This is a genomic window from uncultured Methanospirillum sp., from assembly GCF_963668415.2.
In the GTDB taxonomy this organism is placed as follows: Archaea; Halobacteriota; Methanomicrobia; order Methanomicrobiales; family Methanospirillaceae; genus Methanospirillum.
The window spans coordinates 1,597,060-1,619,339 of the sequence record NZ_CAXXDL010000001.1; the positions used below are offsets into that span (position 1 = coordinate 1,597,060).

General features: G+C 49.4%; 17 protein-coding genes and 1 tRNA gene. 9 read left to right on the forward strand and 9 right to left on the reverse strand.

Annotated elements, in window-relative coordinates:
* Window positions 1–8 precede the first annotated feature (8 nt).
* Window positions 9–218, forward strand: a complete 210-nt coding sequence (locus ACHZA2_RS07405) for a hypothetical protein (RefSeq protein ID WP_319539433.1) — start codon at window positions 9–11, stop codon at window positions 216–218.
* A 126-nt stretch (window positions 219–344) separates the two neighbouring features.
* Here the strand turns inward: ACHZA2_RS07405 and ACHZA2_RS07410 are convergent.
* Window positions 345–417: transfer RNA gene (locus ACHZA2_RS07410), tRNA-Thr, on the reverse strand.
* Window positions 418–499: 82 nt separating this feature from the next.
* On the opposite strand from ACHZA2_RS07410, the gene mmp10 reads away from it, so the two are divergent.
* From mmp10 to serS, 7 genes are all read left to right on the forward strand, one after another.
* Window positions 500–1,729 carry a methyl coenzyme M reductase-arginine methyltransferase Mmp10 gene (gene mmp10 / locus ACHZA2_RS07415; protein WP_319579195.1) on the forward strand — a complete coding sequence of 410 codons (1,230 nt, stop codon included), beginning with the start codon at window positions 500–502 and terminating at the stop codon, window positions 1,727–1,729.
* 182 nt (window positions 1,730–1,911) lie between these two features.
* Entirely contained in the window at window positions 1,912–2,370 is a 459-nt protein-coding gene (locus ACHZA2_RS07420) for a 30S ribosomal protein S15 (RefSeq protein WP_319539411.1), read from the forward strand.
* A 12-nt stretch (window positions 2,371–2,382) separates the two neighbouring features.
* Window positions 2,383–3,600, forward strand: coding sequence for a DHH family phosphoesterase (locus ACHZA2_RS07425; protein ID WP_319579196.1), 1,218 nt, complete (start codon window positions 2,383–2,385; stop codon window positions 3,598–3,600).
* Entirely contained in the window at window positions 3,597–3,845 is a 249-nt protein-coding gene (locus ACHZA2_RS07430) for a KEOPS complex subunit Pcc1 (RefSeq protein ID WP_319579197.1), read from the forward strand. The genes ACHZA2_RS07425 and ACHZA2_RS07430 overlap by 4 nt, the downstream gene beginning before the upstream one ends.
* 43 nt (window positions 3,846–3,888) lie before the next feature.
* The gene (locus ACHZA2_RS07435; RefSeq protein WP_319539408.1) at window positions 3,889–4,485 is read left to right on the forward strand and encodes a 30S ribosomal protein S3ae; all 597 of its coding nucleotides are present in this window, start codon (window positions 3,889–3,891) and stop codon (window positions 4,483–4,485) included.
* Window positions 4,486–4,568: 83 nt separating this feature from the next.
* Window positions 4,569–5,405, forward strand: coding sequence for a hypothetical protein (locus ACHZA2_RS07440; RefSeq protein WP_319579198.1), 837 nt, complete (start codon window positions 4,569–4,571; stop codon window positions 5,403–5,405).
* A 126-nt stretch (window positions 5,406–5,531) separates the two neighbouring features.
* A complete protein-coding gene (gene serS / locus ACHZA2_RS07445; RefSeq protein ID WP_319579199.1) occupies window positions 5,532–6,809 on the forward strand; it encodes a serine--tRNA ligase in 1,278 nt (425 codons plus the stop codon).
* 261 nt (window positions 6,810–7,070) lie between these two features.
* On the opposite strand, the gene ACHZA2_RS07450 is transcribed toward serS, so the two are convergent.
* The 5 genes from ACHZA2_RS07450 to ACHZA2_RS07470 form a co-directional block, all read right to left on the reverse strand.
* Window positions 7,071–7,403, reverse strand: coding sequence for a P-II family nitrogen regulator (locus tag ACHZA2_RS07450; RefSeq protein ID WP_319579200.1), 333 nt, complete (start codon window positions 7,401–7,403; stop codon window positions 7,071–7,073).
* Between the two features lie 29 nt (window positions 7,404–7,432).
* The gene (locus tag ACHZA2_RS07455; RefSeq protein ID WP_319539404.1) at window positions 7,433–8,647 is read right to left on the reverse strand and encodes an ammonium transporter; all 1,215 of its coding nucleotides are present in this window, start codon (window positions 8,645–8,647) and stop codon (window positions 7,433–7,435) included.
* Between the two features lie 380 nt (window positions 8,648–9,027).
* Window positions 9,028–11,133: a DEAD/DEAH box helicase gene (locus ACHZA2_RS07460; protein ID WP_319579201.1), complete on the reverse strand. Its 2,106-nt coding sequence runs from the start codon at window positions 11,131–11,133 to the stop codon at window positions 9,028–9,030.
* The gene (locus tag ACHZA2_RS07465; protein ID WP_319539402.1) at window positions 11,130–11,936 is read right to left on the reverse strand and encodes a helix-turn-helix domain-containing protein; all 807 of its coding nucleotides are present in this window, start codon (window positions 11,934–11,936) and stop codon (window positions 11,130–11,132) included. The genes ACHZA2_RS07460 and ACHZA2_RS07465 overlap by 4 nt, the downstream gene beginning before the upstream one ends.
* Window positions 11,926–12,432 carry an ArsR family transcriptional regulator gene (locus tag ACHZA2_RS07470; protein ID WP_319539401.1) on the reverse strand — a complete coding sequence of 169 codons (507 nt, stop codon included), beginning with the start codon at window positions 12,430–12,432 and terminating at the stop codon, window positions 11,926–11,928. The genes ACHZA2_RS07465 and ACHZA2_RS07470 overlap by 11 nt, the downstream gene beginning before the upstream one ends.
* 57 nt (window positions 12,433–12,489) lie before the next feature.
* Between ACHZA2_RS07470 and hypF the strand changes: the two genes are divergently transcribed.
* A complete protein-coding gene (hypF, locus tag ACHZA2_RS07475; protein ID WP_319579202.1) occupies window positions 12,490–14,712 on the forward strand; it encodes a carbamoyltransferase HypF in 2,223 nt (740 codons plus the stop codon).
* 37 nt (window positions 14,713–14,749) lie between these two features.
* Here the strand turns inward: hypF and ACHZA2_RS07480 are convergent, their stop codons facing one another.
* From ACHZA2_RS07480 to ACHZA2_RS07490, 3 genes are read right to left on the reverse strand one after another with little or no spacing between them, the layout of a single operon-like run.
* Window positions 14,750–15,904, reverse strand: coding sequence for a PKD domain-containing protein (locus tag ACHZA2_RS07480; protein WP_319579203.1), 1,155 nt, complete (start codon window positions 15,902–15,904; stop codon window positions 14,750–14,752).
* A gap of 58 nt (window positions 15,905–15,962) precedes the next feature.
* Window positions 15,963–17,435, reverse strand: coding sequence for a PEGA domain-containing protein (locus ACHZA2_RS07485; protein ID WP_319579204.1), 1,473 nt, complete (start codon window positions 17,433–17,435; stop codon window positions 15,963–15,965).
* A gap of 16 nt (window positions 17,436–17,451) precedes the next feature.
* Complete coding sequence (locus tag ACHZA2_RS07490; RefSeq protein ID WP_319579205.1) at window positions 17,452–22,089, reverse strand: PKD domain-containing protein; 4,638 nt, start codon at window positions 22,087–22,089, stop codon at window positions 17,452–17,454.
* Window positions 22,090–22,280: the final 191 nt, after the last annotated feature.

The following is a 22,280-nucleotide window of genomic DNA, read 5'->3' on the forward strand; positions in this document are numbered from 1 at the left end:
TTGAAATCATGGAATACGATCAGTGTGAGGGAGGAGGATGTACTGTGTTCCGGGAGATCGATGCAACAGAGTACCAGATTGATGCTGACCGGGTACGATCACTGCAGGACTCCTGGGGAGTTATGATGACTAACGAGGGAAAGGTCAGGATACCGGTATGTTATTACGATGATGTGCTTCCCCTGCTCACCCGGAGGAGACCTCCGGGAAAGGAGTGATGTCTGAAATTTTAGTTGTGGATCCTTGCATCGGATACAGTTTGGTTATTCAGAAAAGTGTGGAGAAGAAGTGACTGAGATCACTCATACGATCGAAAGTGCGAAGAGATTTGAAAAATGTTAGTAAGCCTCAGCCGAGATTTGAACTCGGGACCTGTTGATTACAAGTCAACCGCTCTGCCAACTAAGCCACTGAGGCGCGAACACATATTTCCCTTAGAGAATTATTAAACCTGCCGTTCATCCGCACCTTTTTCCACCCTGAAACAGACCTTATCTGCATGGTTCAGCTGACGGTGGACATTGGAGGAAGGCCCGGTCTTGACTGCAGGGGGTTCTGCTCCTACTGTTACTTCAAGCATGCCCGGGAAGTCCCATCGTTCGGCTGCCGGTACTGTCTCCCCTTCACCAAGGGATGTGAGTACTGCACCAGGAGTGTTCAGGAGCGTTACACCGGATTCAAGGACCTGAAGGAGGTGGCAGGAGACACCCTTGCAAACCTGCAACTTCTCTCCGGAGACCTGACCCGGATCACCATCAGCGGTGGAGGGGATCCGAGTTGCTATCCGGAATTTACCGATCTCATCGAACTCCTCGCAAGCCTCGAAACACCAATCCATATCGGATATACCAGCGGGAAAGGGTTTGACGATCCTCATATTGCCGACTTCCTCATCGAATCCGGCCTCTCTGAGATCTCATTCACAGTCTTTGCCACAGACCCTGAACTCAGACGTCGGTATATGCATGACCCCACTCCGGAAGTCTCTCTGGAGATCCTGAAACATCTCGCAGGAGCCATTGATGTCTATGCCGCCCTTGTTATCCTGCCAGGGATCAACGATGGGATAATCCTGAAAAATACGATCCGGTGGCTTGAGGATGCCGGAGTAAAAGGAGTCATCCTGATGCGGTTCGCAAACGAATTACACCAGGGCTTAATCCTTGGCAATGCCCCGATCATCGAAGGCCAGAGAATACAAACAGTTGAGGAGTTCGGAGATCTTGTCAGACAGACAAAGGGGATCACAACCATGAGAGTTTCAGGCACCCCGCTCTGCGATCCTGATCTTGGTTCTCCTTTTGCAATCCTGCAGGAACCCGATCTCATCGATAAACTGCCAGAACTTCATGGCAATGCTGTAGTCATCACCGGAACAGTTGCAGCGCCATTCATACAGGAGATCCTCTCAAAGAGGGGAGGAGGAGCAGATGTCCTTCCAGTACAAAAAGAGATCGCTGATCTCATCACCATCGATGACCTCAAAGCCCTGGATCTCTCCCGGATGCCTGACACAATCATTATTCCAGGACGGGCATTTGTCCATCTTACAGAGGCAGAGGAGGTTCTTTCAGCAGATGGGAAGACCAGAACTGTTATCAGGGGCCCGGAAATGCTCACTGCAGATGGGGAGACCTCGATGGGCATGACCAGAGATGATATCCTCTCTCTTGAGATGGCAGGGTTCTCTGCACTCATCACTCTCATAAACCAGTATGGGGAAGCGTAACCTTATCCCCCCTGACGAACAATAATATTCCGCACTTTTAAAAAAGGTGCTGGCAGATGTAAATCCGACGTGGTGTACAGACCACGGCCTTCAGGCTTTGGGATTGCAGGGAGTCAGCAGAAATAGCTGTCACTCTTTTCCCGCAGGATTATACTCTGTTCATGTAACGGAGGCTTTTAGATATGGCAAGAATGCATGCTCGCAGAAGAGGTATCTCCCGTTCAGTACGGCCGTACCGCACCTCTGCGCCCGAATGGTCAAACACCGACAAGGACACGATCATCCAACAGGTCGTTGATATGAAGAAAGAGGGCCTTTCAAGTGCCCGGATTGGCCTTGTCCTTCGTGACAAGTATGGTGTACCCAGTGTCAAACTCGCAACAGGAAAGCGTGTAGACGAGATTCTCCGTGAAAACGGCCTTGAATCATCAATCCCAGAAGACCTTCGCAACCTGATTGAGAAGGCACTCGGGTTGAGAAAACACCTGTCCGAGAACAAAAAAGACCTGCACAACAAGCGCCAGCTCAACCTTACCGAGGCAAAAGTAAGGCGCCTGGTCAAGTACTACGTCAAGAGCAAACGCCTGCCGGCAGGCTGGTTATACAAGCCGGATACCGCAGAAATCCTCCTCTCCCGCTAATACGGTTACAATATGTCCATTGACACTGCTGCGAAGGATCTTGCATCCCATATTACCCGACAGGATCAGGTGGAGATACGTTGCCACCATGACGCTGATGGGATCGCAGCAGGGGCGATCATGAGCATTGCACTCTACCGGGCCCATGTTCCATTCCGTCTCAGAGTAGTTCCAAGGATACAGAGCCAGGATATCCCGAAAGGAGGGAACACCCTCCTCTGCGATCTCGGGTCGGGAATATACGATCTTCCTGAGGAGACGATGGTCATCGATCATCACATCCCCCTCTTTGAAGGACCATATCACGTGAATCCCCGTCTCTGTGGGATCGACGGGGATACTGAACTTTCAGGAGCAGGAGCCGCATACCTGGTTGCAAATGCAATCGGAGACAACCGCGACCTAGCAGGGCTGGTCCTCACAGGGATCATCGGTGATGGACAACGCCTTGCAGGTAAAAACCAGGAGATCTACCTGGAAGGGATGGGAAACGGGATCATCTCCAAGAGAAGAGGTATCCGCCTAGCAGGGAGAGATCTCACCGAACAACTGACTCTCGCAACCAATCCGTACCTCCCTGGTATTTCTGGAAGTGAGGTTGAAACAACCACACTCATAAGCCAGTGTACCGAGGGATCAGAACTCTCGACCGACATCCTTCTTTCGCTGATCGTTCTTGATGCAGCAGAGCGAAGTCGGCCGGAGACACTGTTGAACCTCTATGGCGATGTGTATCAGTTGGAACGTGAGGTTCTGCCTGATGCCCACAGCCTGAGCATGCTCATTGATGCATGCGGGAAAGAGGAACAGGGGAGTATTGCAGCAGCAGTCTGTCTCCGAACCTCGTCAGAGCTTCCAGTTGCATGGGATATTGCCCGGACTCACCGGTTAAGACTCATTGACGAGCTGAAGAAAATTCTGGACGGGAAAAATGAACATGAGCCAGTATACGAGATTAGTGATAAAAGACTGGCCAGCGATGTTGCAGACACCATAAACTTCATGGATGGAGATCAGACTGTGATTGTGGTGGCAAACCAGGACGATGGTACAAGCCATCTCTCAATCAGAGTACCTACACGTCAGGGAACAGATCTCGGCACGCTTGTGCATACCCTCGCTGCCGATTGCGGAGGTCATGGAGGGGGTCATACATCACGGGCAGGCGCAACCATTGCCAGTGAACATCTCTCCAGGTTTATCTCCGGGATCCACGAGGTATACGTATGAAGATCACCGGGATCATAAGAACAATCCATGATTTCCCTGAGTGTATCGCTGCATCGGTTGCAGCAGATAACTTAAGCGAGATGGAGACACGGGCAACCATCCATGAGGGAACAGGTGTCGTGGAAACGACAATCACCGGAACCAGGATCCGTTCAATCATTGCGTCAATGGACGATTACCTCTCAAATTTAACCGTAGCGGAAGAGTTATCCAAACAGGGTTCTGACAAAGGATCAGAACATTGATCGGAGCGATCAGAGATGCTATCATAACATATGGAGCAAAGATATGGCAGGAAAGAAACAGTCAGGAAGAAGAGTTGAAGGATGGAAGGCGAAGTCCTGGTTCAAGGTCTACAGCCCAGAAAATGTCGGAAAAGTTTACCTCGGTGACACCGTTGCAGACGATCCGGCCAAACTAATCGGTCGTGTCATGACCGCACCGCTCTCTGAGCTGGTGAACGACTACGCCAAGCAGAACGTCAAGATGAAGTTCTCAATCACCGAGGTTGCCGGAGACTCAGCATACACCTCGTTCATCGGGCACGAAATCGCCAGAGATTACATCAGATCACTGGTAAAACGCCGGACCTCCAGGATTGAGAGTATCGTGAACTTTGTCAGCAAGGACGGCTCCAAGGTCAGGGCAACCGTGACCTGTTTCACCCTCACCCGTGCTGACCAGAGCCAGCAGCACCTCATCCGCAAGGTTCTCTCAGAAGATGTTGTCAAGTACGGAACCGAGAATGAACTCGGTGTCTTTGTCAACGCGATCATCAACGGCGAGATCTCCAAAGAGACCTTCCGCAAGGTCAAGGAACTCTACCCAATCCGCCGGATCGAGATCATCAAGACCAAGGTTGAGCTTCCAAAGATCCAGAAGTAATTCTGGATCTCATTTTTACTTCTGCATACGATAACTCTTTTCAGCGGGAACCCGGATATCTGAGCAGACAGATGGGATCCGGTATGAGTTTTGCTGAATTTTTTGAAGCCGATAAGGTTAAGATTCTTGAACCACTCTTCTCTGATCTCTGTTACAAGGAGATAGATGATCTGCTTCTGCAGGTACCTGCTGAGCGGAGCAGAATCCTGATCGATGAGAACGAGGAGATTCTGAGTGTTGGGCTTGAAACACGAGATGGAACAATTCAGGCATCCTGTTTCCATCTACGGACTCCTACAGATACGCTCATAACCAGGCTTGAAGATCTGGAAGGAGACATTTTTCAGGTCTCCAGGGAAGAGTTCGAGGATACAGTCAGAAAATACTACTCAGAGAATCTCATCAGCACCGGCGCTATTACACCAGATGATCTCAATCCTGAACGGCTCCACATAACCCGTGACCTCATCAACTCTTTTGTAGGAAAGGAAGCAGGTCTCCGCTGCCTTGACTGTTGTTGTGGGACCGGGATCGGGACATACCTGATGCGGGATATGGGTCTCAATCCGCTCTCATATGATAATGATGACGCCCTTCTGGCACGGGGTTTTGCCGAGGGACGCCTCCTTCCTGAAAGAACGATGTGGATCGACGGGCGGCTTCTTGAAGCATATCTGACCGAGCCGGTTGATTGTGCATTTGGATTTATGTTCGGTGAACTCCAGTTGTTCAACCATGACATCTGGTCAGAGATCATATCAGCCATCTGCGCTGTTTCTGAACGTGTGTTGATCACAGTTGGAACAGAACCGGAGGCAGGAATCATTAAAAACTGGATGAAAGATGGAGGATATGAGCCTGAAGTCTGGGAGAACGATCGGGATCCCATCTACGACCGATGGGTCTGTTCAATCGGATAAAAAAGGAGTGAGCCTGATAGTTTCACATCAGGACTCCTGGGACCGATACGTCAATGTGATGTTACTTGAGAACTAAGAGATAAGGAGAACGGAGATACGATATGAGAGATACCACGGGTGTAACCGATGCTTGATATCAGATTTGTGCGGGCAAGCCCGGAGATTGTAAAAGCCGATCTTGTCAAACGGAATGATACAGTAAAGATAGCATGGATCGACGAACTCCTCGCAAAAGACGCACGGAACAGGGAACTGATAGGACTCAATAATAAACTGAGACAGAGACGTAACTCTATCTCACACGATATCAACCGTGCAAGAAAGGCAGGAGAGGACACATCTGCACTTATGGCAGAGGCTGCAAGCCTGCCGCAGAAGATCAAGGACAATGAGACGGAGATGGATGAACTTTCTACCAAGGTTCATTATTACCTCATGCGTCTTCCCAATATTCTTCATGACAGTGTTCCCCAGGGAAAAGATGACACAGAGAATGTTGAGATCAAGAAGGTCGGGACTCCCAGGTCATTTGAATTTGAACTGAAAAACCACGGCCAGCTTGCTGCAGACAACGGATGGGCTGACTTTGAACGGGCGACCAAGACATCAGGAGCGGGATTCTATTTCCTTAAAGGAAATCTCGTTCTCCTTGATATGGCTCTCCAGAGGTTTACCCTCGATCTACTGATGGAGAGAGGATATACGCCCATATCACCGCCGTACATGATCAACCGGAAGTCATACGAGGAGGTAACTGACCTTGACGACTTTGAGAAGGTGATGTACAAGATAGACGGGGATGATGCGTACCTGATCGCAACCAGCGAGCACCCGATTGCTGCGATGTTTCAGGATGAGATCTTTGAAGAGAAGGATCTTCCCGTTCGTCTTGCCGGGATATCTCCGTGTTTCAGGCGGGAGATCGGATCCCACGGTCTTGACACCAAAGGTCTCTTCAGGGTACACCAGTTCCATAAGATTGAACAGTTCGTATACTGCAAACCTGAAGATTCCTGGACGATCCACGAGGAACTCAGGGAAAATGCTGAGGCGGTCTTCCAGAAACTCGAACTTCCGTACCGGCTGGTCAACATCTGTACTGGCGACATAGGAACTGTTGCTGCGAAGAAGTACGATATTGAGGCTTGGATGCCAAGAGAGAATGCATACAGGGAGGTTGTCTCCTGTTCAAACTGCACGGCATACCAGGCAACCCGCCTGAACATCAAAGTCAGGGATAGCAAGGACTTTGAGTCAAAACAGTACGTGCACACCCTGAACTCCACAGCCATCGCAACATCCAGGGCGATGAGGTCTATTCTTGAGAACTATCAGCAGAAGGACGGATCAGTTGAGATACCGAAGGTGCTCATCCCATACATGAACGGGAAAGAGTATCTCTGATCTTCCCACTTCTTGTGCCCAATTTTTAATGTTCAAGCCACTCCTCTGAATTCATCCAGTTCATATGAATAAGAGAGACAACGGCTTTCAGATCAGAAAAGGAGGGGTTTGAAGGATCGCCTGATATATTATTGAAGGGAGGACGGGAGAAACAGCTCCCGAATGGATCTTTTTTTCACGGACGTGTCTCTGCAGGAGGATGTTCACGTGAAAAATGTTCAATTTCAAACATTTAAAACCAAAAAACGAGTGAGGTGATCCTCACTCGGCAATCACCTCATTGGTTCTGATCTTGATCGACTTGGTGACTGGCATGACAAAGATTCTTCCATCTCCTATCTTGCCGGTGTATGCACCCTTCTTAACAGCCTCAATGACTGCATCGGCATCCTTGTCGCTCACAACAAGTTCTATCTCAACCTTTGGGATGAGATCTACTTCGATTGTACCGCCCCGGTACTGAAGGCTGATTCCTTTCTGTTCTCCCCGGCCCTGAACCTCAGTAATGGTCATGCCGAAGAAATTAGCCTCTTCGAGGGCAGCTTTTACTGCATCGAGACGTTCCGGTTTTATAATTGCTTTGATGAGCTGCATAGTTGTCCCTTTCTAATCGTTGCGCCTGTTTAATGAATCCTCTCTCCATGCTGGGAGATGTCAAGTCCGACGTACTCTTCTTCCTCGCTTACACGTAGGCCAATTGTCTTTTCAACCACCAGTGCGAGCACGAAGGTCACGATGAATGCGTAAGCGATTGCAGCGAATGCTCCGATGCACTGGGAGATGAACTGCTGTACATTTCCTGCGAGAAGCCCGTCCTTGCCTCCCACTACTGCTACTGCGAAGATACCTGTTGCGAGAGCACCCCACAGACCACCCATTCCATGAACAGCCCATGCATCAAGGCTCTCATCAAGACCTTTCCTGATTCTGAAGAGCATCATGCCATAGCAGAGCACACCAGCGACTGCTCCGATGATAATGGAGCTCATCGTATCCACAAACCCTGCTGCAGGGGTGATTGCAACAAGACCTGCGATTGCTCCCGAAACAAGTCCGAGTGAAGCAGGCTTGCCATGAATCCAACTTGCAAGCATCCATGCAATTGCACCGGCTGCTGCAGCCGTGTTGGTCACGACGAAGGCATTTGCTGCAAGGCCATTTGCTGCGATCGCACTCCCTGAGTTGAATCCGAACCACCCGAACCAGAGTAGTGCTGCTCCGAGAAGGGTTACCGGAATGTTATTCGGCTCCATGGAGTGTTCGCCAAAGCCCATACGCCTGCCGAGGACCAGTGCCACTGCAAGAGCACCAAATCCTGAACTGATATGCACAACCGTGCCTCCTGCAAAGTCCAGTGCTCCAAGTTGTGCCGTCCAGCCGCCACCCCATACCCAGTGGGCGAGGGGATCATATACGATGGTTGTCCACAAGACTGCAAAGACCAGAAATCCTGACCACTTTACCCGTTCAGCCATTCCTGACGTGATGATTGCCATCGTAACCGTGGCAAAGACCAGCTGGAAGACCATGTAGAGAAGTGCAGGAATCGGGAGTTCTGTTCCGGCGATCACCGCAGTTTCCTGACCCACTCCGGCCAGACCGAGGTTTGCCAGCGAACCGATAAATCCTCCAATGTCAGGGCCGAATGCGAGTGAATATCCGAATAAGACCCACTGAAGGCTTACTACAGCGAATGCTACGAGTGAAAGAGCGATCATATTGATGAGATTTTTCTTTCGTACCAAACCACCATAGAAGAGCCCGACACCCGGGGTCATGATCATGACCAGGGCAGTGGAGGCTAATACCCATGCTGTTGCTCCAGTATCAATGTCCATGTTTTCAATTCACCTGTTTGATCACCGATAATGCTGACTCTCCTATCGTAACATACATAAAGATTTTGTTAGTGTTCTGTCGCACCACCAAAATCCACGATTTGGAGTCCAAACATACCTGAACGGATCCACTCCGCCCGGGTTAGTAAGAAGTTGTCTTCCACCTTATTTAAATTTATCCTTTGATGATGATCGTTGACTTTCATCAGAAGACTATTCAAGAAGAATGGAAGGACGATGAACTGAAAACGCAGGGGATCGGCGGGTGATCAATACCCTTCTGACAGGATTGGGGAATGAGAACTGTGAAAATAGGGATATCAAACCATTCTGAAAGAAAAAGAGGAGTACCGCGAGATCAGACAGAAAGATATGGAAGTTTATCGGTGTCTTTTTCCTGGCCTTTTCTTCCTTTTTTCCATAAGGCTGCCATGAAGCTCTGTGTGTCTGTTTTTCTGTCTCTGCGAGAGGGCTGCCTCTTCATCTGTTGCACAATCAAGCTCAGCAAGGATTTCAAGGGGATCTTTCGTCTCTTTGACCAGATCTATGATTCTTGTAAGTCGATCCACACCGATAAAGTGCTCAGCCATCAGGCGGGAAAGAGGGGTGAGACGGATGGTACCCCCCTCACGAAAGATCAGGTTTCTCTGAAGCAGAAGATCTTCAACCGGTTCGGGTTCACCGACCAGGCTCCCTTCGATCTTCTGCATGATATTCCGGTCTCCGTCTGCTACCACCGCATTTGCCACGTAGATCTCAGAACTTTGCTCTAGTGTGTAGACAGGTGCAACCTCGCCCATCTCACCTTTCAGAAGACCCATAGCAACCTCTTCTTCAGTCATCCGTGAACTTCGGGAGTACGATCCTCCCGGTTCTGCAAGGATCACCACTTTTCCGAGGTCATGGAAGTCGGGTCTTCCTGCCCGGCCTGACATCTGCTGAAACTCCTGAACTGTCAGCCATTCAATCCCCATCGCCAGAGAATCAAATATGACCTGTGAAGCAGGGAAATCTACTCCGGCTGCAAGAGCGGCTGTTGTGACAACAGCCCTGATCTCCCCTTTTTCAAACTGGGTCTCAACATGCCGTCGTTCTTCCTGAGTCAGACCGGCATGGTACGGGGCTACTCCTTCACCAAGTTTGTCGGAGATAACATGACACCGGGCCCGTGAGTTGGTGAAAATGATAGTCTGATTATGAAATCCCTTCGAAGAGACCTTGTTGTATTCATCCTGGACAAGCTTATTCTCTGTCGGTATCTTCTGTTGCCGTTCAAGAAACACCAGATACCGCTCAAGGGTTACCGGGCGTTCATCATACCGAACCAGCTCGCATGACAACTTCTTTGCAAGCAACTTTGGATGCCCGATTGTAGCACTCAGATAAAGGAACTGGGCCTTGGGAGAGTTGAACTTCATTCGTGCTATCAACCCATCCAGGCGGTGCCCACGTTCCTTGTCCTCAAGCATCTGGACCTCATCGATGACCACAGTCCCGATGTCATGCAGTTTTGTTCCACACCTGAGCAGGTGATCAACCCCCTCATAGGTTGCGATAATGATGGATGATCTTCGGTCGCGGTTACCGGGACGCCGGTTATCACTTATCTGGATACGGCTTGTTCCGGTGATGATCGAGATGTCAGCAATCTTCCCGTACTTTTTTGCAAACCGGTCGTACTTCTGGAATGCAAGAGCCACCAGCGGGACAAGGAAGATCATGCGGCCTCTCTTCTCAAGAAAATTCTTGAACCCGGCCATCTCACCGATGAACGTTTTTCCGCTTGCGGTAGCTGCCACTACAAGCAGATCCTTTCCGTACAAAAGACCGGACTCAACCGCGATCTGTTGGACCGGCATCAGGAACTCAACATTGGCAAGATCCACAAACTGACGAGGCAATGGGAGCTCATCAAGGCGGCTCGTCTCAACGACAGGATGGGCAATCAGCCTGTCATAGAGGGTATGTTCAAAGGTATGCTCCCCCGGCTCGATAGTTGCAAGCACCCGATCAACACTCCGGTACTTGTCAAGCAGCTCGTCAAGATGAGAGAGAGCGTTCCTGCCAAGCCTCCCCATATGGCCAAGTTCTCTTCTGAGTTCTTTGCGGGCACATGGCAGGCAGATCAACTCATCCTCCCCGTACTTGATCGCCTGATCCATGTCAAGTTCGGCGATACGGTCTTCCATCAGACAGAAGCGACAGAGTTCAACATAGGTGAACGGGATCAGGAGATCACGCAGGAATGCCTCGAACGGCCCGTCTGGAGCAGTCAGGCGGACCTTTGCCCGCCTCAGATGAATAACCAGATCACGTGTCGGCAGATTTCTATATCCCGAACTCGTCCCCCGCCTCATCCGGTAATGCGAAGGCCTGATACCTTTAGGAGTATCCACAAGTTCGATGATTGCAGTCGCATTTACGTGATGGGTCTCATAGAAAAGGATCTTGTAGTACTTCTTCGTTGGCTGGACAATTGCCTTCATGTCGCAACCAGATCATGAATCTCATAACTGAGCTCTGCCTGCTCAAGCTGCTTCAGAAACTCGGTGAAGAACTCATCAACAATCACGATACCACAGGGAATTCCATGAAGGGCTGCTTCTATGGCACCTTCCCGGGAACCAAAATAGAGATCGGGAACACGTCCGATCTTTTTCAGCGAGACCCAGGCCTCAAGTCCCACACAGGCAACAACAGACACTGCGCCAATGACTTCGGCAAGGTGATCGAGTTTTACATTTCGCGAACCACCCCTCTCAACCCTTGGAACCTTGCAGACCTGAACTGTTGACTCCTTGTGATTGATGATCCCATCAAGTTTGGCAACTCCGGTCTCCTCACCCTTCGGAGTATCAATCGCGATCTCTCCGTTTGCGGTAGTAAGAGTCCGTGAGGCATACAGAATACCCCCCTTCATGTATACACCGACCCGGTCACCTTTCCTCAGATCTTCTGCTGCAATGGCGGTCCAGACCGAGACCTGATGGATGATATCATGCCTGACATGCCTGGCATAGGTCTCGAGCATCTCGGCATTCTGAAGGATCCACTCAATTCCTTCACGGGTGACCTCATACCTCCCCCTGCCAGGGGCTTTGATCATACCCTCATCCACAAGATCGCGGATGTATTCAGATATCGCCTGAGGCGTAACCCCAAGCATACCTGCGATCTCCTGCTGCCGTACTGCAGGTTGGTGCTCGGCTATTTCAACAAGAATCTGAAACCGGGAGACATCCCGTTTATTTCGCAGGATTGTATATCCCGGCTCGTCCTCATTCTTCAAGTATTACCAGTCCCTGACCCTTCACATCGAGGTGTGGAACCCGTTTTGCCACCCCTTTAATGTATGTCGGAGTTACATTAAATCTTCGGGCAATATCGTTGATCGAGGAATTACCCTTCGATAACTCACCTTCAAGACTGTCACCTTTGACTCCTACTTCAGATTCATCAGAGAATGCAATCGAGAGCAGGTCTGCAAGATCGGAGAAATTACACTGAAAGTTGGCCCTGAATTTACTATAGGTAACCCGATACTCTTTCTCCGGTTTTTTTCCTGGTTCTGGCATGCGCCATTTCTCTTCAAGGAGACTGCCTTTCTTGAGGATAAGCAGACACTCCCTGACTCCATCTTCCCCCACCACATCGCTGATCTCGCTCCTGGTCATCCAGTTCTTGTTAAGCATGTCAAGAATCTTCTTATAGACAGTATTGTTGAAGATGACAAAAAGCGGGACCAGTTCTACGGGATCATTGACTATTCTGATATGACCCGTCAATTCAAAACCCTATAATTATAACGTCTTATAAAAAAATAAAGGTTTGTTGTGTGAGTAATGGAAAGACAGGGCCGAATAATTATCAGGGGTGTCGTGCAGGGTGTGGGGTTCCGCCCTTTTGTCTATGCAAAAGCACATGAACTCGGAATAGTTGGTACGGTCCAGAACGCCGGGTCAGAAGTCCGTATTAACGCCTATGGAGATAAGTTCGAGAAATTTCTTGAACTTGTTGCAGCCGGAACACCCCATTCAATAATAGACTCAGTCGAGACTCTTCCCCTCACTGATCCACAACCAGACACATTCTCTATCATCACCAGTGCAGAGGGATCTCTCAGCGGACTGATCCCTCCTGATATTGCAACCTGTGACGACTGTATCGCTGACATATTTGAAAAGTCTGGAAGATATGAAGATTATTTTGCAACCTCATGCGTGAACTGCGGACCACGGTACTCGATCATCAGGTCGCTCCCCTACGACCGCGAACGAACAGCAATGGATGAATTCCCTGCATGCAATGACTGCCTGACTGAATACACAGATCCACTCTGTCGCCGGCACCATGCCCAGACTATAGCCTGTGACTCCTGCGGGCCACGATTGACCCTCCTCACCAGTAAGGGAGAAATTCTACCGGTATCCGATCCCATACACAAGACAGCCGTACTCCTTGACCAGGGAGAGATCATAGCCATCAGGGGCATCGGTGGGTTTCACATCGCCTGCACCGGAGATGCTGCCAATAAACTCAAACAAATACTTGGCAGACCTGAACAGCCGCTTGCCATCATGGCTCCGTTGAAGGAAATCCGTGATCTCGCTGATCTCTCAGAGGAGGAAGAGAAGATCCTGAAGAGCCCGGCTGCGCCGATCATGGTCCTTGACAAAAAGGACCCGGCAGCCATTCCCCATGTGAGCAACCTACACACCATCGGCTGTATGCTCCCCTATACCGGGCTTCATCATCTGCTCTTTGCAGACCTTAAGGCCCCGTTCCTGATCATGACGAGTGCAAATGTCCCCGGATATCCGATGATAACAGATCTGGAGCAGGCAGTTGCCAGGTTATCAGGGACAGTCAGTTATATCTTCACCCATAACCGTGAGATCGTAAACCGCTGTGATGACTCGGTGATCAGAAAAGAGCATATCATCAGGCTATCCCGGGGACTGGCCCCGAGGAGGATAGCACACAACCTTGGTAACGAAGCGATCCTGGGAGTCGGACCAGAGCTCAATGCAAATGTCACCATCTATCGGGACGGATTCACAATAACCTCGCCACACGTTGGGAATGTAAGAAATCCTGCCACCTTTGCATACCTCAAGGAGACGATTGAAAGACTTTCCGGCCTCTTAAAGCCAGATATCAAAGTAATAGCCCATGATCTCCATCCCCAGTTTCTCTCAACCCGTCTGGCGAAAGAGATGGCAGAAGAAACAGGAGCCACAGTAATTCCTGTGCAACACCACATGGCCCATATCGCAGCTGCCTGCCAGGAACCCTGTGTCGGGATTGCCATCGACGGAGTAGGGTACGGAACTGACGGGAAGATATGGGGCGGAGAGATCTTTACCGGTGAGGTTCCCGACCTCCATCGGGCTGCCCATCTGATGCCGGTTTTGATGCCAGGAGGAGATCTTGCTACAAAGTTCCCCGAGCGGATGTTCTTCGGGATTCTCCCAGATGAGGATACTGAGAGGATTCTACTATCAAGAGGGTGGAGTGATTCCGATATCAGGGTACTTAGTCAGCAGGTGACCAGGAGGTTTAACACGGTTCAGACGACAAGTACAGGCAGAGTTCTTGATGCCGCTGCAGCTCTTCTGGGGATCTGCAGACAGAAAACCTATGATGGAGAGCCGGCAATGAGACTCGAATCTGCAGCATGGGGAATAAAGCCTGAGCTTTGGCCACTCTCTTTTAGCAAGGATGGAAATTGCAGAGTACTTGATACTGCCTTCCTTCTCCGGATTGCCAGGGATGAATACCTAAGGTCAAAAGGAGATTTCGGAGTAATACGGACGATCGCTTCCTCCTTCCAGTTCAACCTTGCACGTGGAATTGTACTCCTCGCTACTGACGCCGCTGATGAGGGTGGTTTTACTAAAGTTGCACTTTCAGGAGGTGTTTCATATAACGAAGCAATCAGGAGAACGATTGCGGATGAGGTTCATTCACGGGGGATGGAACTCGTGATCAACACAGACTACCCGCTTGGTGACGGATGCATCTCATATGGACAGTGTGTCTGGGCCGGGATGAGCATAAGGTAAGACCGGTCGCTGTTTCAGCACAAAAAAGGTAGGAGATCTATTTTGTTTTTGTCGCAATAAAAGAAGTTTTTCTGACAATAGCAGTATCATCGCTGTTCTCGACCTCAAGTGTCACGGTATACCGCCCGATGCCCCCATATACATGCAGAGGGTTCATCACGGTGGAATACACACCATCACCAAAGTTCCATCGCCACTTTTTTGGAGTTCCTTCCGAGCGATCAACGAACTGAACTGACAATGGTGGAACACCTGTCATCGGAGAGGCAGAGAAGTTTGCTACAAGGGGAACCGGAGTCGGGGTTGGTGTAGGGGTTGCAGTTCCGGTTGGAGTCGGAGTTGGTTCACTCCCACTTACGGTGATGTATCCGGATTTTGTAGATGATGCGGTAGCACCTCCGGTAAAGGTAACAGTTAATGATACCTGATAGGTTCCAGCTGCATACACATGAGACGGGCTCTGGAGATCAGATGATGTTCCATCCCCAAACGACCAGATATACCCGGTGGCAGAGCCGTTAACCAGGGGAGTGAAACCGACAGTGAGTGGTGCAGATCCTGAACGCGGGGATGCTGTGAAATCAACAATCCCCGGCGTAGGAGTTGGTGTACAGGTGATAGTCGGTGTTACTGTTGGGGTGGCCGTAGGAGTTGATGTCACAGTCGGTGTAGCGGTAGGTGATTGAGTCGGGGTAGGCGTTGCTGAACCGACGATTATCGTTGAATTGACTAGTGATGCGCTGATCGGGGAACCGTTATCATCTGTGAGTTCTCCGATGGATAACGCCATACTTGTGGTACCGGCGGCAACTCCCTGCATGGTAAACGTACAGAGCGTTACATTTGTTGCACCAGCCTCTATCCCACCCGAGAGATCAACTCCTACAACCCGTACCTGATCAGCAGGAAGGGTTGTGCTGTTCTTCATGGTGAACACAGAAGGGAATGTAACAGATACCGGTCTTGCGACTCCGGCAGGAATCATCGAGGTGTCAATTTTAAAACCCGCAAGCCCACTTGGCACTGAATCCAGGACCAGGGCAGATGAACCGGTACTTCCTGTACCTGCAAGTGTTACATTCTGGGCCGAGAGCGTTACGGCAGAAGATGCAGAGACGAGAGTTAAGAGAAGCAGAAGAGAGACCAGAGCAAGACTGATCCTCTGCCATGTTTTGTCACTGTTATTGCTCATGGTCATAACCTTTGATTCTTTGCATCAGATTCCTGAAACCTGAAGAGGGATTCCCCTCTCAGGCACTCATGTCCACATAATCGATCGTCTTGTTGGTTGGCGGGAAGTAAGGCTGCTCATAGAAGTAACTCTGGATTACTGCAAGCCCATTTCTGACATCAAGGGTGTCAGTCCAGTTTGCAAACCCGTCCTTGACCAGCGTCAGGTTGTGGGTTCCCACAGCAAGGTTAAGAACCATCACATCGGTCTTTCCCACCTTCTTGTCATCGATATATGCGGTTACCAGTTCAGGGTAGGTCACGATGTAGGCAGCACCGGTTTGCACTGGATCTGCAACCAGTTTTCCGATCTCTGCGTAATGGGGCACCATCTCGTACCCGGACACAAAGGTAGGCAGGACACCATTGTTTGCAATTACCGGATCTACTATGTCATAGTATCCCTCTTTGTGGAGCCTGAGTTGGTAGGTCCGGGGCGTAAGGTTGGTAACATTTACCGGGGTGATTCCCTGGTACACATTATTCAGGTAACATTCTGCCCCATCAGGAACAGAATAGATGGTCATATATGTTTTGTCTCCCCGCTGGGGCGTCCTCATATTGGCGGCTACAATGTAGTTTGCCCGTGATGTCTCATTGCTGTACATGCTGTTTGAAGCATTGAATGAGACCGAGTAGATTCCTGGAATGCGATAGGTATGCTGTGGATTCTCTACAACCGACGTTGCATCTGATGAGTTATCACCAAAGTTCCAGAAGAATGTTGTCGGGTACCCCTCTGATAGATCTGTGAATTTGACAGTCATCGGTGATGGCCCGCTGGTAACATCTGCTGTGAAATTGGCAATAACTAGCGGAACTGGTGTTGGTGTTGCCAGTTGTGCAATCGTCTGAGTTGGAGTCGGGGTTGCTGTAACTGTGGCTGTGATTGTTGGGGTTACAGTCACTGTGGGAGTAGCCGTTGGTGAACTGGTTGAGGTTTCTGTCGGAGTTGGGGTTGCTGTAACTGTGGCTGTGGAAGTTATTGTTGGTGTAGGACTAGGAGTTGCTGTTGATTCAGATCCTCCAACAACAATCCCTGCCTGTGCCATGGTGAACTGAATCGCATTTCCACTGTCATCAGTTAGTTCTGATACTGTCAGCACGAGATTGGTTGAACCAGCTGCTACTCCTTCTACTGTAAGGGTTGCAACCGGAACATTTGTTGAACCTGACTTGATGGTATCTGAGAGATCCACAGCAGTCAGATTAACAGACTCTCCAGGGAGAGTTCCATCCACGTTTTTCATGGAGGCCCAGTCAGGCATAGTGATAGCAGTGATCTTTGCAACACCTGATGTTGAGAGAGCTGCATTGAGTTTGTATCCTGCAAGCCCTGAAGAGACAGCATCAAGAGTTATCGGGATGCTGGCACTTTGCCCCGCCCCGCTGATACTTACTCCTGACAGTTCAATAGTTGTTGCTGATGCTGCTCCGACAAGGAGGATGCATCCAATGAGGAATAGTGCAATTCCATTTGTTTTCTGAATCATAATATTCACCTAATAATCACCAATGTGAGTAGGCATCGAAGAATTTCTGTATATCATTACCATCAACCACTCCATTGTAGTTGTAATCAAACGGAGCAACAGGATATGAGTTCAGGTAATCTTTTGACCACTGTTGGAAGAAAACCGTTATATCATTCGAATTGACCACTCCATTCCCGTCAAAGTCATCAATCAAGCCGTCATGTGTCGAGTCAGGCTTGAGATCATTGGGTGGGTTTGTATAGCCTGTCAGAGCACCGACATAACTCACCCGGATCGGTGCACCAGGTGAAGACAATCCCATGAAAGATGAACCGAACTGAGCGGTAGAGACTGACGTGTTCAGGTTCATCACTGCAAAACCGGATGCAGATCCATAGAGCGTGATGTTGCCTAGAGAAACATTTTGCGAGCCATATCCGATTCTGCCGGTTGTATCAAGCCCTGCGAGGGTCAGGTATTGTGCCTTTCCTTCAGGAGTTGCTGTTACCGACCATTTGTCTGCATCAATCCACCAGGGTCGATCAACAACAAGCCCGAAGTTTGTTGCATTTGTGCTGTTCAGATCCAGTTTGATCTTGAAACTGGAGAGGCCATAATCTGCCCGGCTCAGGCTGACCTGCACCTTTCTCCAGTTGTTTGAACCAGTTGTCATGTTCACAACTGAAGGATTGAACACAACCTCACCAGAAGTGCTTGCTGCACTGATCTGAACTGTCCGGTTTGTCCATCCACCATATTTGCCATACTTGTTCCAGATCTCAAGCAGTACCGGATATGAACCAGGGGTTGTGAATGAGTGTGTCGGAGTTCCGGAAACATTTGTCTCGCTTCCGTCCCCAAACAGCCAGTGCCATTCAGTCGGGCTGCCTGTGCTTGTGTCATTGAACTGTATCGGTTGTGTAACAACTCCAGTCGCCGGTGTTGCAGTGAAACTAACAGACATTGGCCCATAAACGCCAATTGATTTGTTGTACATCATACCGGTCGAAGAGTTACCGGCCCATGTATTATTTGCAACTTTCAGCACCGGTGTGAAGTCACCGATTACACTGTAGAGGTGAGTCTGGTTTACCCAGGTGTTGTCTGTGGGCCATGCCGAATCACGGGTCTGAGTAGTCTGGTTCCCGTCACCAAAGTCCCACCAGGCCTGATCGATCAGGTTAGAGGTTGAGGTGCCCCCCTGGAGGAAAGCAGTGAGTGGAACCGTGCCGTTATACTTCGTATATAATGCAGGGGCTGTTCCGTTGAAGAGTAGCGTCGGGCTGATGTTACCATTTACTGTGATGTAATCCTGAAGCCTGGCAAAACTGCTACCACCACATTTATTCCCAACCGTTAGATTAACCGAATATACACCAGGACTCCAATACGTATAATTTGGATTTTTCAATGTACTCACAGCACTGGCGTTACCATCCTCAAATACCCAGTTCCAATATGATGGGACTCCGGTAGATTTATCTGTGAAACTGACCGTAAGTGGTGCAACTCCGGTGACAGGCGCTGCCTCAAATCCTGCGACTGCATCCCCATAAACACTTACATAATTCGTCTTTGTAGCCGTACTGCTTCCTGCAATATTGGAGGCTTTCAAAGTAACTGTAAAATTTCCTCCGATGTTGTAGGCATGGCTAACATTCTGGGTTGTTACCTTGGCACTGTTATCACCAAAGTCCCATTCCCATGCAGTAGCACTGCTGTTGAGGGATGAGCCCGTAGAGGTATCAATAAACGATACTGACTGTGTGGGACATAATTCAAGCCGGGGAGTTGCTGTATCATTAACAAAACTGGCGTATGGCGGCGCCATAACCCGCACTGCCCGCTGCGCTGAAGTATAATTACAGCATGTCCCAGTCAATGGGGTCATCGTCACGGTATAGGTACCAACCGATGCAAACTGATGGGTCGGATTCTTGTCTGTTGAGTTCACTGTCCCGTCACCAAAGTTCCACTGGTATGATGCTGGTGTATAATTGGTGACATTTGGAGTGAACGAGACTCCGGTCTTCCAGGGTACATCTATCGGGGTCTGTGAGTTGTTGAACGCCGGAAGGGTGAAGTTAGCAGAGATATACGGATTGCAGACAGTGATCGAGGACGGGCTTGACATTGATGAGCCCGTATAGGAATACAAGGTCAGGGTTGCCTGGTACGTTCCTGTGGTATTGTACTGGTGGTAGACATCCACCGCTGTTGATCCTGTAGTATTTGTGTATCCGTCTCCAAAGTTCCATATTCTCTGCACGACATTTGCCGAGGCTGCGGAGGTATCAGTGAATCTAACCGATAGAGGTGCAGGCCCGCAGGTGAGGTTCGGAGTAAAGGAAGCCAGAAGGCTGCTCTTGCCAAACTTCATTACAAATGCATCAAAGGTGTTGGAATTATATGTATCAAGAATACCCCGATCAATCCTGCTTCCATTGTATCTACTTGAATCATCAGGATACGTGGTCTGATTGATCCAGTTCAGAACAGGGAAACAGTCATTAGTACAACTACTCCCGCTGACAAGATCCTGGATCGATGGTGAATCTGTCCATCCGGTGATATATGCCGTGTTCCCATCTGTTGATACTGCGACTGCGTGGGATAATTCGCTACTACTTCCACCAAAGACAGTCGAATAAACCCAGTCACTTCCGGCAGCATTCACACAGGTAAGGAACCCGTCCTGATCGCCACTGTATGTGGTTGTTTTAATTGAGTCATACTTTGGGAAACTTTCTGACTTGGTATACCCGGTAACGTATGCTCGGCGGCTGCTATCCACTGCGATACCATATCCCCAATCATCAGAACTGCCACCGAGATAGGTTGAATAGAGAAGGCTTGCCCCGTCAGTCGAAAACTTTGTGGCATACGCATCCTTCTCAAAATAGTCATACACCCAACCTTTTTTCTTCTGTTTTGCATACGTTGTGACTGGGAAATCGGTAGATGCCGTGGCTCCGGTCACATACGCGCTGAAGTCTGAATCTACTGCAACCGCCTCTCCGTAGTCATACCCGGTGGCACCACCGAGGAAAGTACCATATACCAGCGGGGATGAGGCTGCAAAGTTGAATTTCATAAGGAAAGCATCCTGGGTTCCCTTCAAAGTCTTCTGGTAACCGGTTGCGGTTGAAGGGATCAGGTTGCTCGATGATGTTGTTCCTATAACATAGACCAGGCCCTGGCCATCCACAGCAATTCCATTGCCTGATTCAGTATTGCTACCGCTGATATAAGTTGAATACTCAAGGCTGTTTCCGGTTGGGTTGAGTTTGGAGGCAAAAGCATCACCCATGACCGCATTGGTATTCGGTGCCTCCTGATAGGCTCCGGATGTGACTGGGAAGATCTCTTCAGTCTTTTTCAGTGGACTGTTCCCAACGGTCGAACCGGTGATATATGCTGCACCCAGACTGTCGACGACAATATCATTTGCCTGATCGGCAAAATTGCCTCCAAGGAAGGATGAATACCAGAAATTCGTCCCGTCTGCCCGCAGTTTAGTCACATATGCATCATTTGATCCATGCAGACGTCCTCCATTCTGAATCGGAAGAAGAACAGGGAAGTCAGAGGAATAAGTGTCACCGGTAACGTATATATTATTGGAACTGTCCACTGCAATGCCCCGGCCGAAGTCTGATGAACTTCCTCCAAGGAACGTCGAAAAGGCAATCGATGCATTACCATCTGAATTCGTGGTAAGTTTGGTGACAAAGACATCACGACTGTTATGACAGAATGATCCGTTGTAACTGATAGGGGAGTTGATGTTGATAGGATTGACAACAGGGAAGTTACAGGATGAGGTGTACCCTGTTACATATGCATCACCAGAACTGTCTATTGCGATGTCCATTCCGTAATCTTCCAGAGCCCCACCGAGATAGGTTGAGTACTGAAGATATGGATCAATGATCAGGGGGTATGCGGTATCATAGGTCCCCAGTTTGAATCCCACCCGGTTGTTATCGAGAATGGTGTAGTTTGAACTGACTTTTGACCTGTTCCCGTTGATAACCTGATAACTCACCGGTGCAGCCTCGGTCAGGTTTCCAAACTTAGTTTTGACAAGGAGGGATCCGTCAGCAGTGAGTGTGATAGTCTCTGCACCAGAGTACACGAGTTTAATCAAGGCAGGATCCGCACCAGGACTCACCTGATATTCACGCTTCAGGACTCCGCCCTTTCCAGTGTACGACAGGTTGATGCCGGGTAGAATATCTGCATACCTGATCTCACCATACCAGGGGACATGCTGCTTGTAATCCGACTCATTCTGCCCCATCAGAAAGTTTGCATACCCTGGGAGCTGATTCGCGGCCTCAATATTGATCTCCTTACGGGCTCCTTCCAGAGTGACAACCATTGGCTGCATCTCACTCTCATTGGCACCCGTATCTATACCACCAGCACCGGAGACGAGCATGCCGTCTTTTGTGAAATCAAAAGAAAAGTCCTGTGACTTTGCCTGATATTGTATGATATCAGGTGACTGCCCGACATTTTTTATAAACTGAACGGGCTGTGAGGAGAGTTCCTCCATGGAAACATTTCCCCCAGCCGCCACACTCCCGGTTACCGGCATCCAGCAGACCAGTAACACCAGGAGCGCAGCTAGTAATGCACTCTGTTGTATCCGTATCATCTCATCCATACCCCCATACCAGTTTTCTGTTGCACGCAGAGCCCCCACATTTTTTCTGAAATATAATAATAGCCTTAATTATTACATTTCACTGGAGTGCCCGAACTACCGGGCTTTTCTTCGCTGAACAACACCGATCTCACATCATGTACAATATGACAAGGATGTCTTTTCATGGATTATAAGTGTTTCTAAAAATA

Excerpts from the sequence above, each read along its gene's own strand:
- ACHZA2_RS07435 (WP_319539408.1), top strand. The coding sequence starts at position 3,889 with ATGGCAGGAAAGAAACAGTCAGGAAGAAGAGTTGAAGGATGGAAGGCG.
- ACHZA2_RS07455 (WP_319539404.1), bottom strand. The coding sequence starts at position 8,647 with ATGGACATTGATACTGGAGCAACAGCATGGGTATTAGCCTCCACTGCC.
- ACHZA2_RS07430 (WP_319579197.1), top strand. The coding sequence starts at position 3,597 with ATGAAGATCACCGGGATCATAAGAACAATCCATGATTTCCCTGAGTGT.
- serS (WP_319579199.1), top strand. The coding sequence starts at position 5,532 with ATGCTTGATATCAGATTTGTGCGGGCAAGCCCGGAGATTGTAAAAGCC.
- ACHZA2_RS07490 (WP_319579205.1), bottom strand. The coding sequence starts at position 22,089 with ATGGATGAGATGATACGGATACAACAGAGTGCATTACTAGCTGCGCTC.
- ACHZA2_RS07425 (WP_319579196.1), top strand. The coding sequence starts at position 2,383 with ATGTCCATTGACACTGCTGCGAAGGATCTTGCATCCCATATTACCCGA.
- ACHZA2_RS07460 (WP_319579201.1), bottom strand. The coding sequence starts at position 11,133 with ATGAAGGCAATTGTCCAGCCAACGAAGAAGTACTACAAGATCCTTTTC.
- ACHZA2_RS07450 (WP_319579200.1), bottom strand. The coding sequence starts at position 7,403 with ATGCAGCTCATCAAAGCAATTATAAAACCGGAACGTCTCGATGCAGTA.
- mmp10 (WP_319579195.1), top strand. The coding sequence starts at position 500 with ATGGTTCAGCTGACGGTGGACATTGGAGGAAGGCCCGGTCTTGACTGC.
- ACHZA2_RS07420 (WP_319539411.1), top strand. The coding sequence starts at position 1,912 with ATGGCAAGAATGCATGCTCGCAGAAGAGGTATCTCCCGTTCAGTACGG.
- hypF (WP_319579202.1), top strand. The coding sequence starts at position 12,490 with ATGGAAAGACAGGGCCGAATAATTATCAGGGGTGTCGTGCAGGGTGTG.
- ACHZA2_RS07440 (WP_319579198.1), top strand. The coding sequence starts at position 4,569 with ATGAGTTTTGCTGAATTTTTTGAAGCCGATAAGGTTAAGATTCTTGAA.
- ACHZA2_RS07480 (WP_319579203.1), bottom strand. The coding sequence starts at position 15,904 with ATGAGCAATAACAGTGACAAAACATGGCAGAGGATCAGTCTTGCTCTG.
- ACHZA2_RS07405 (WP_319539433.1), top strand. The coding sequence starts at position 9 with ATGGAATACGATCAGTGTGAGGGAGGAGGATGTACTGTGTTCCGGGAG.
- ACHZA2_RS07485 (WP_319579204.1), bottom strand. The coding sequence starts at position 17,435 with ATGATTCAGAAAACAAATGGAATTGCACTATTCCTCATTGGATGCATC.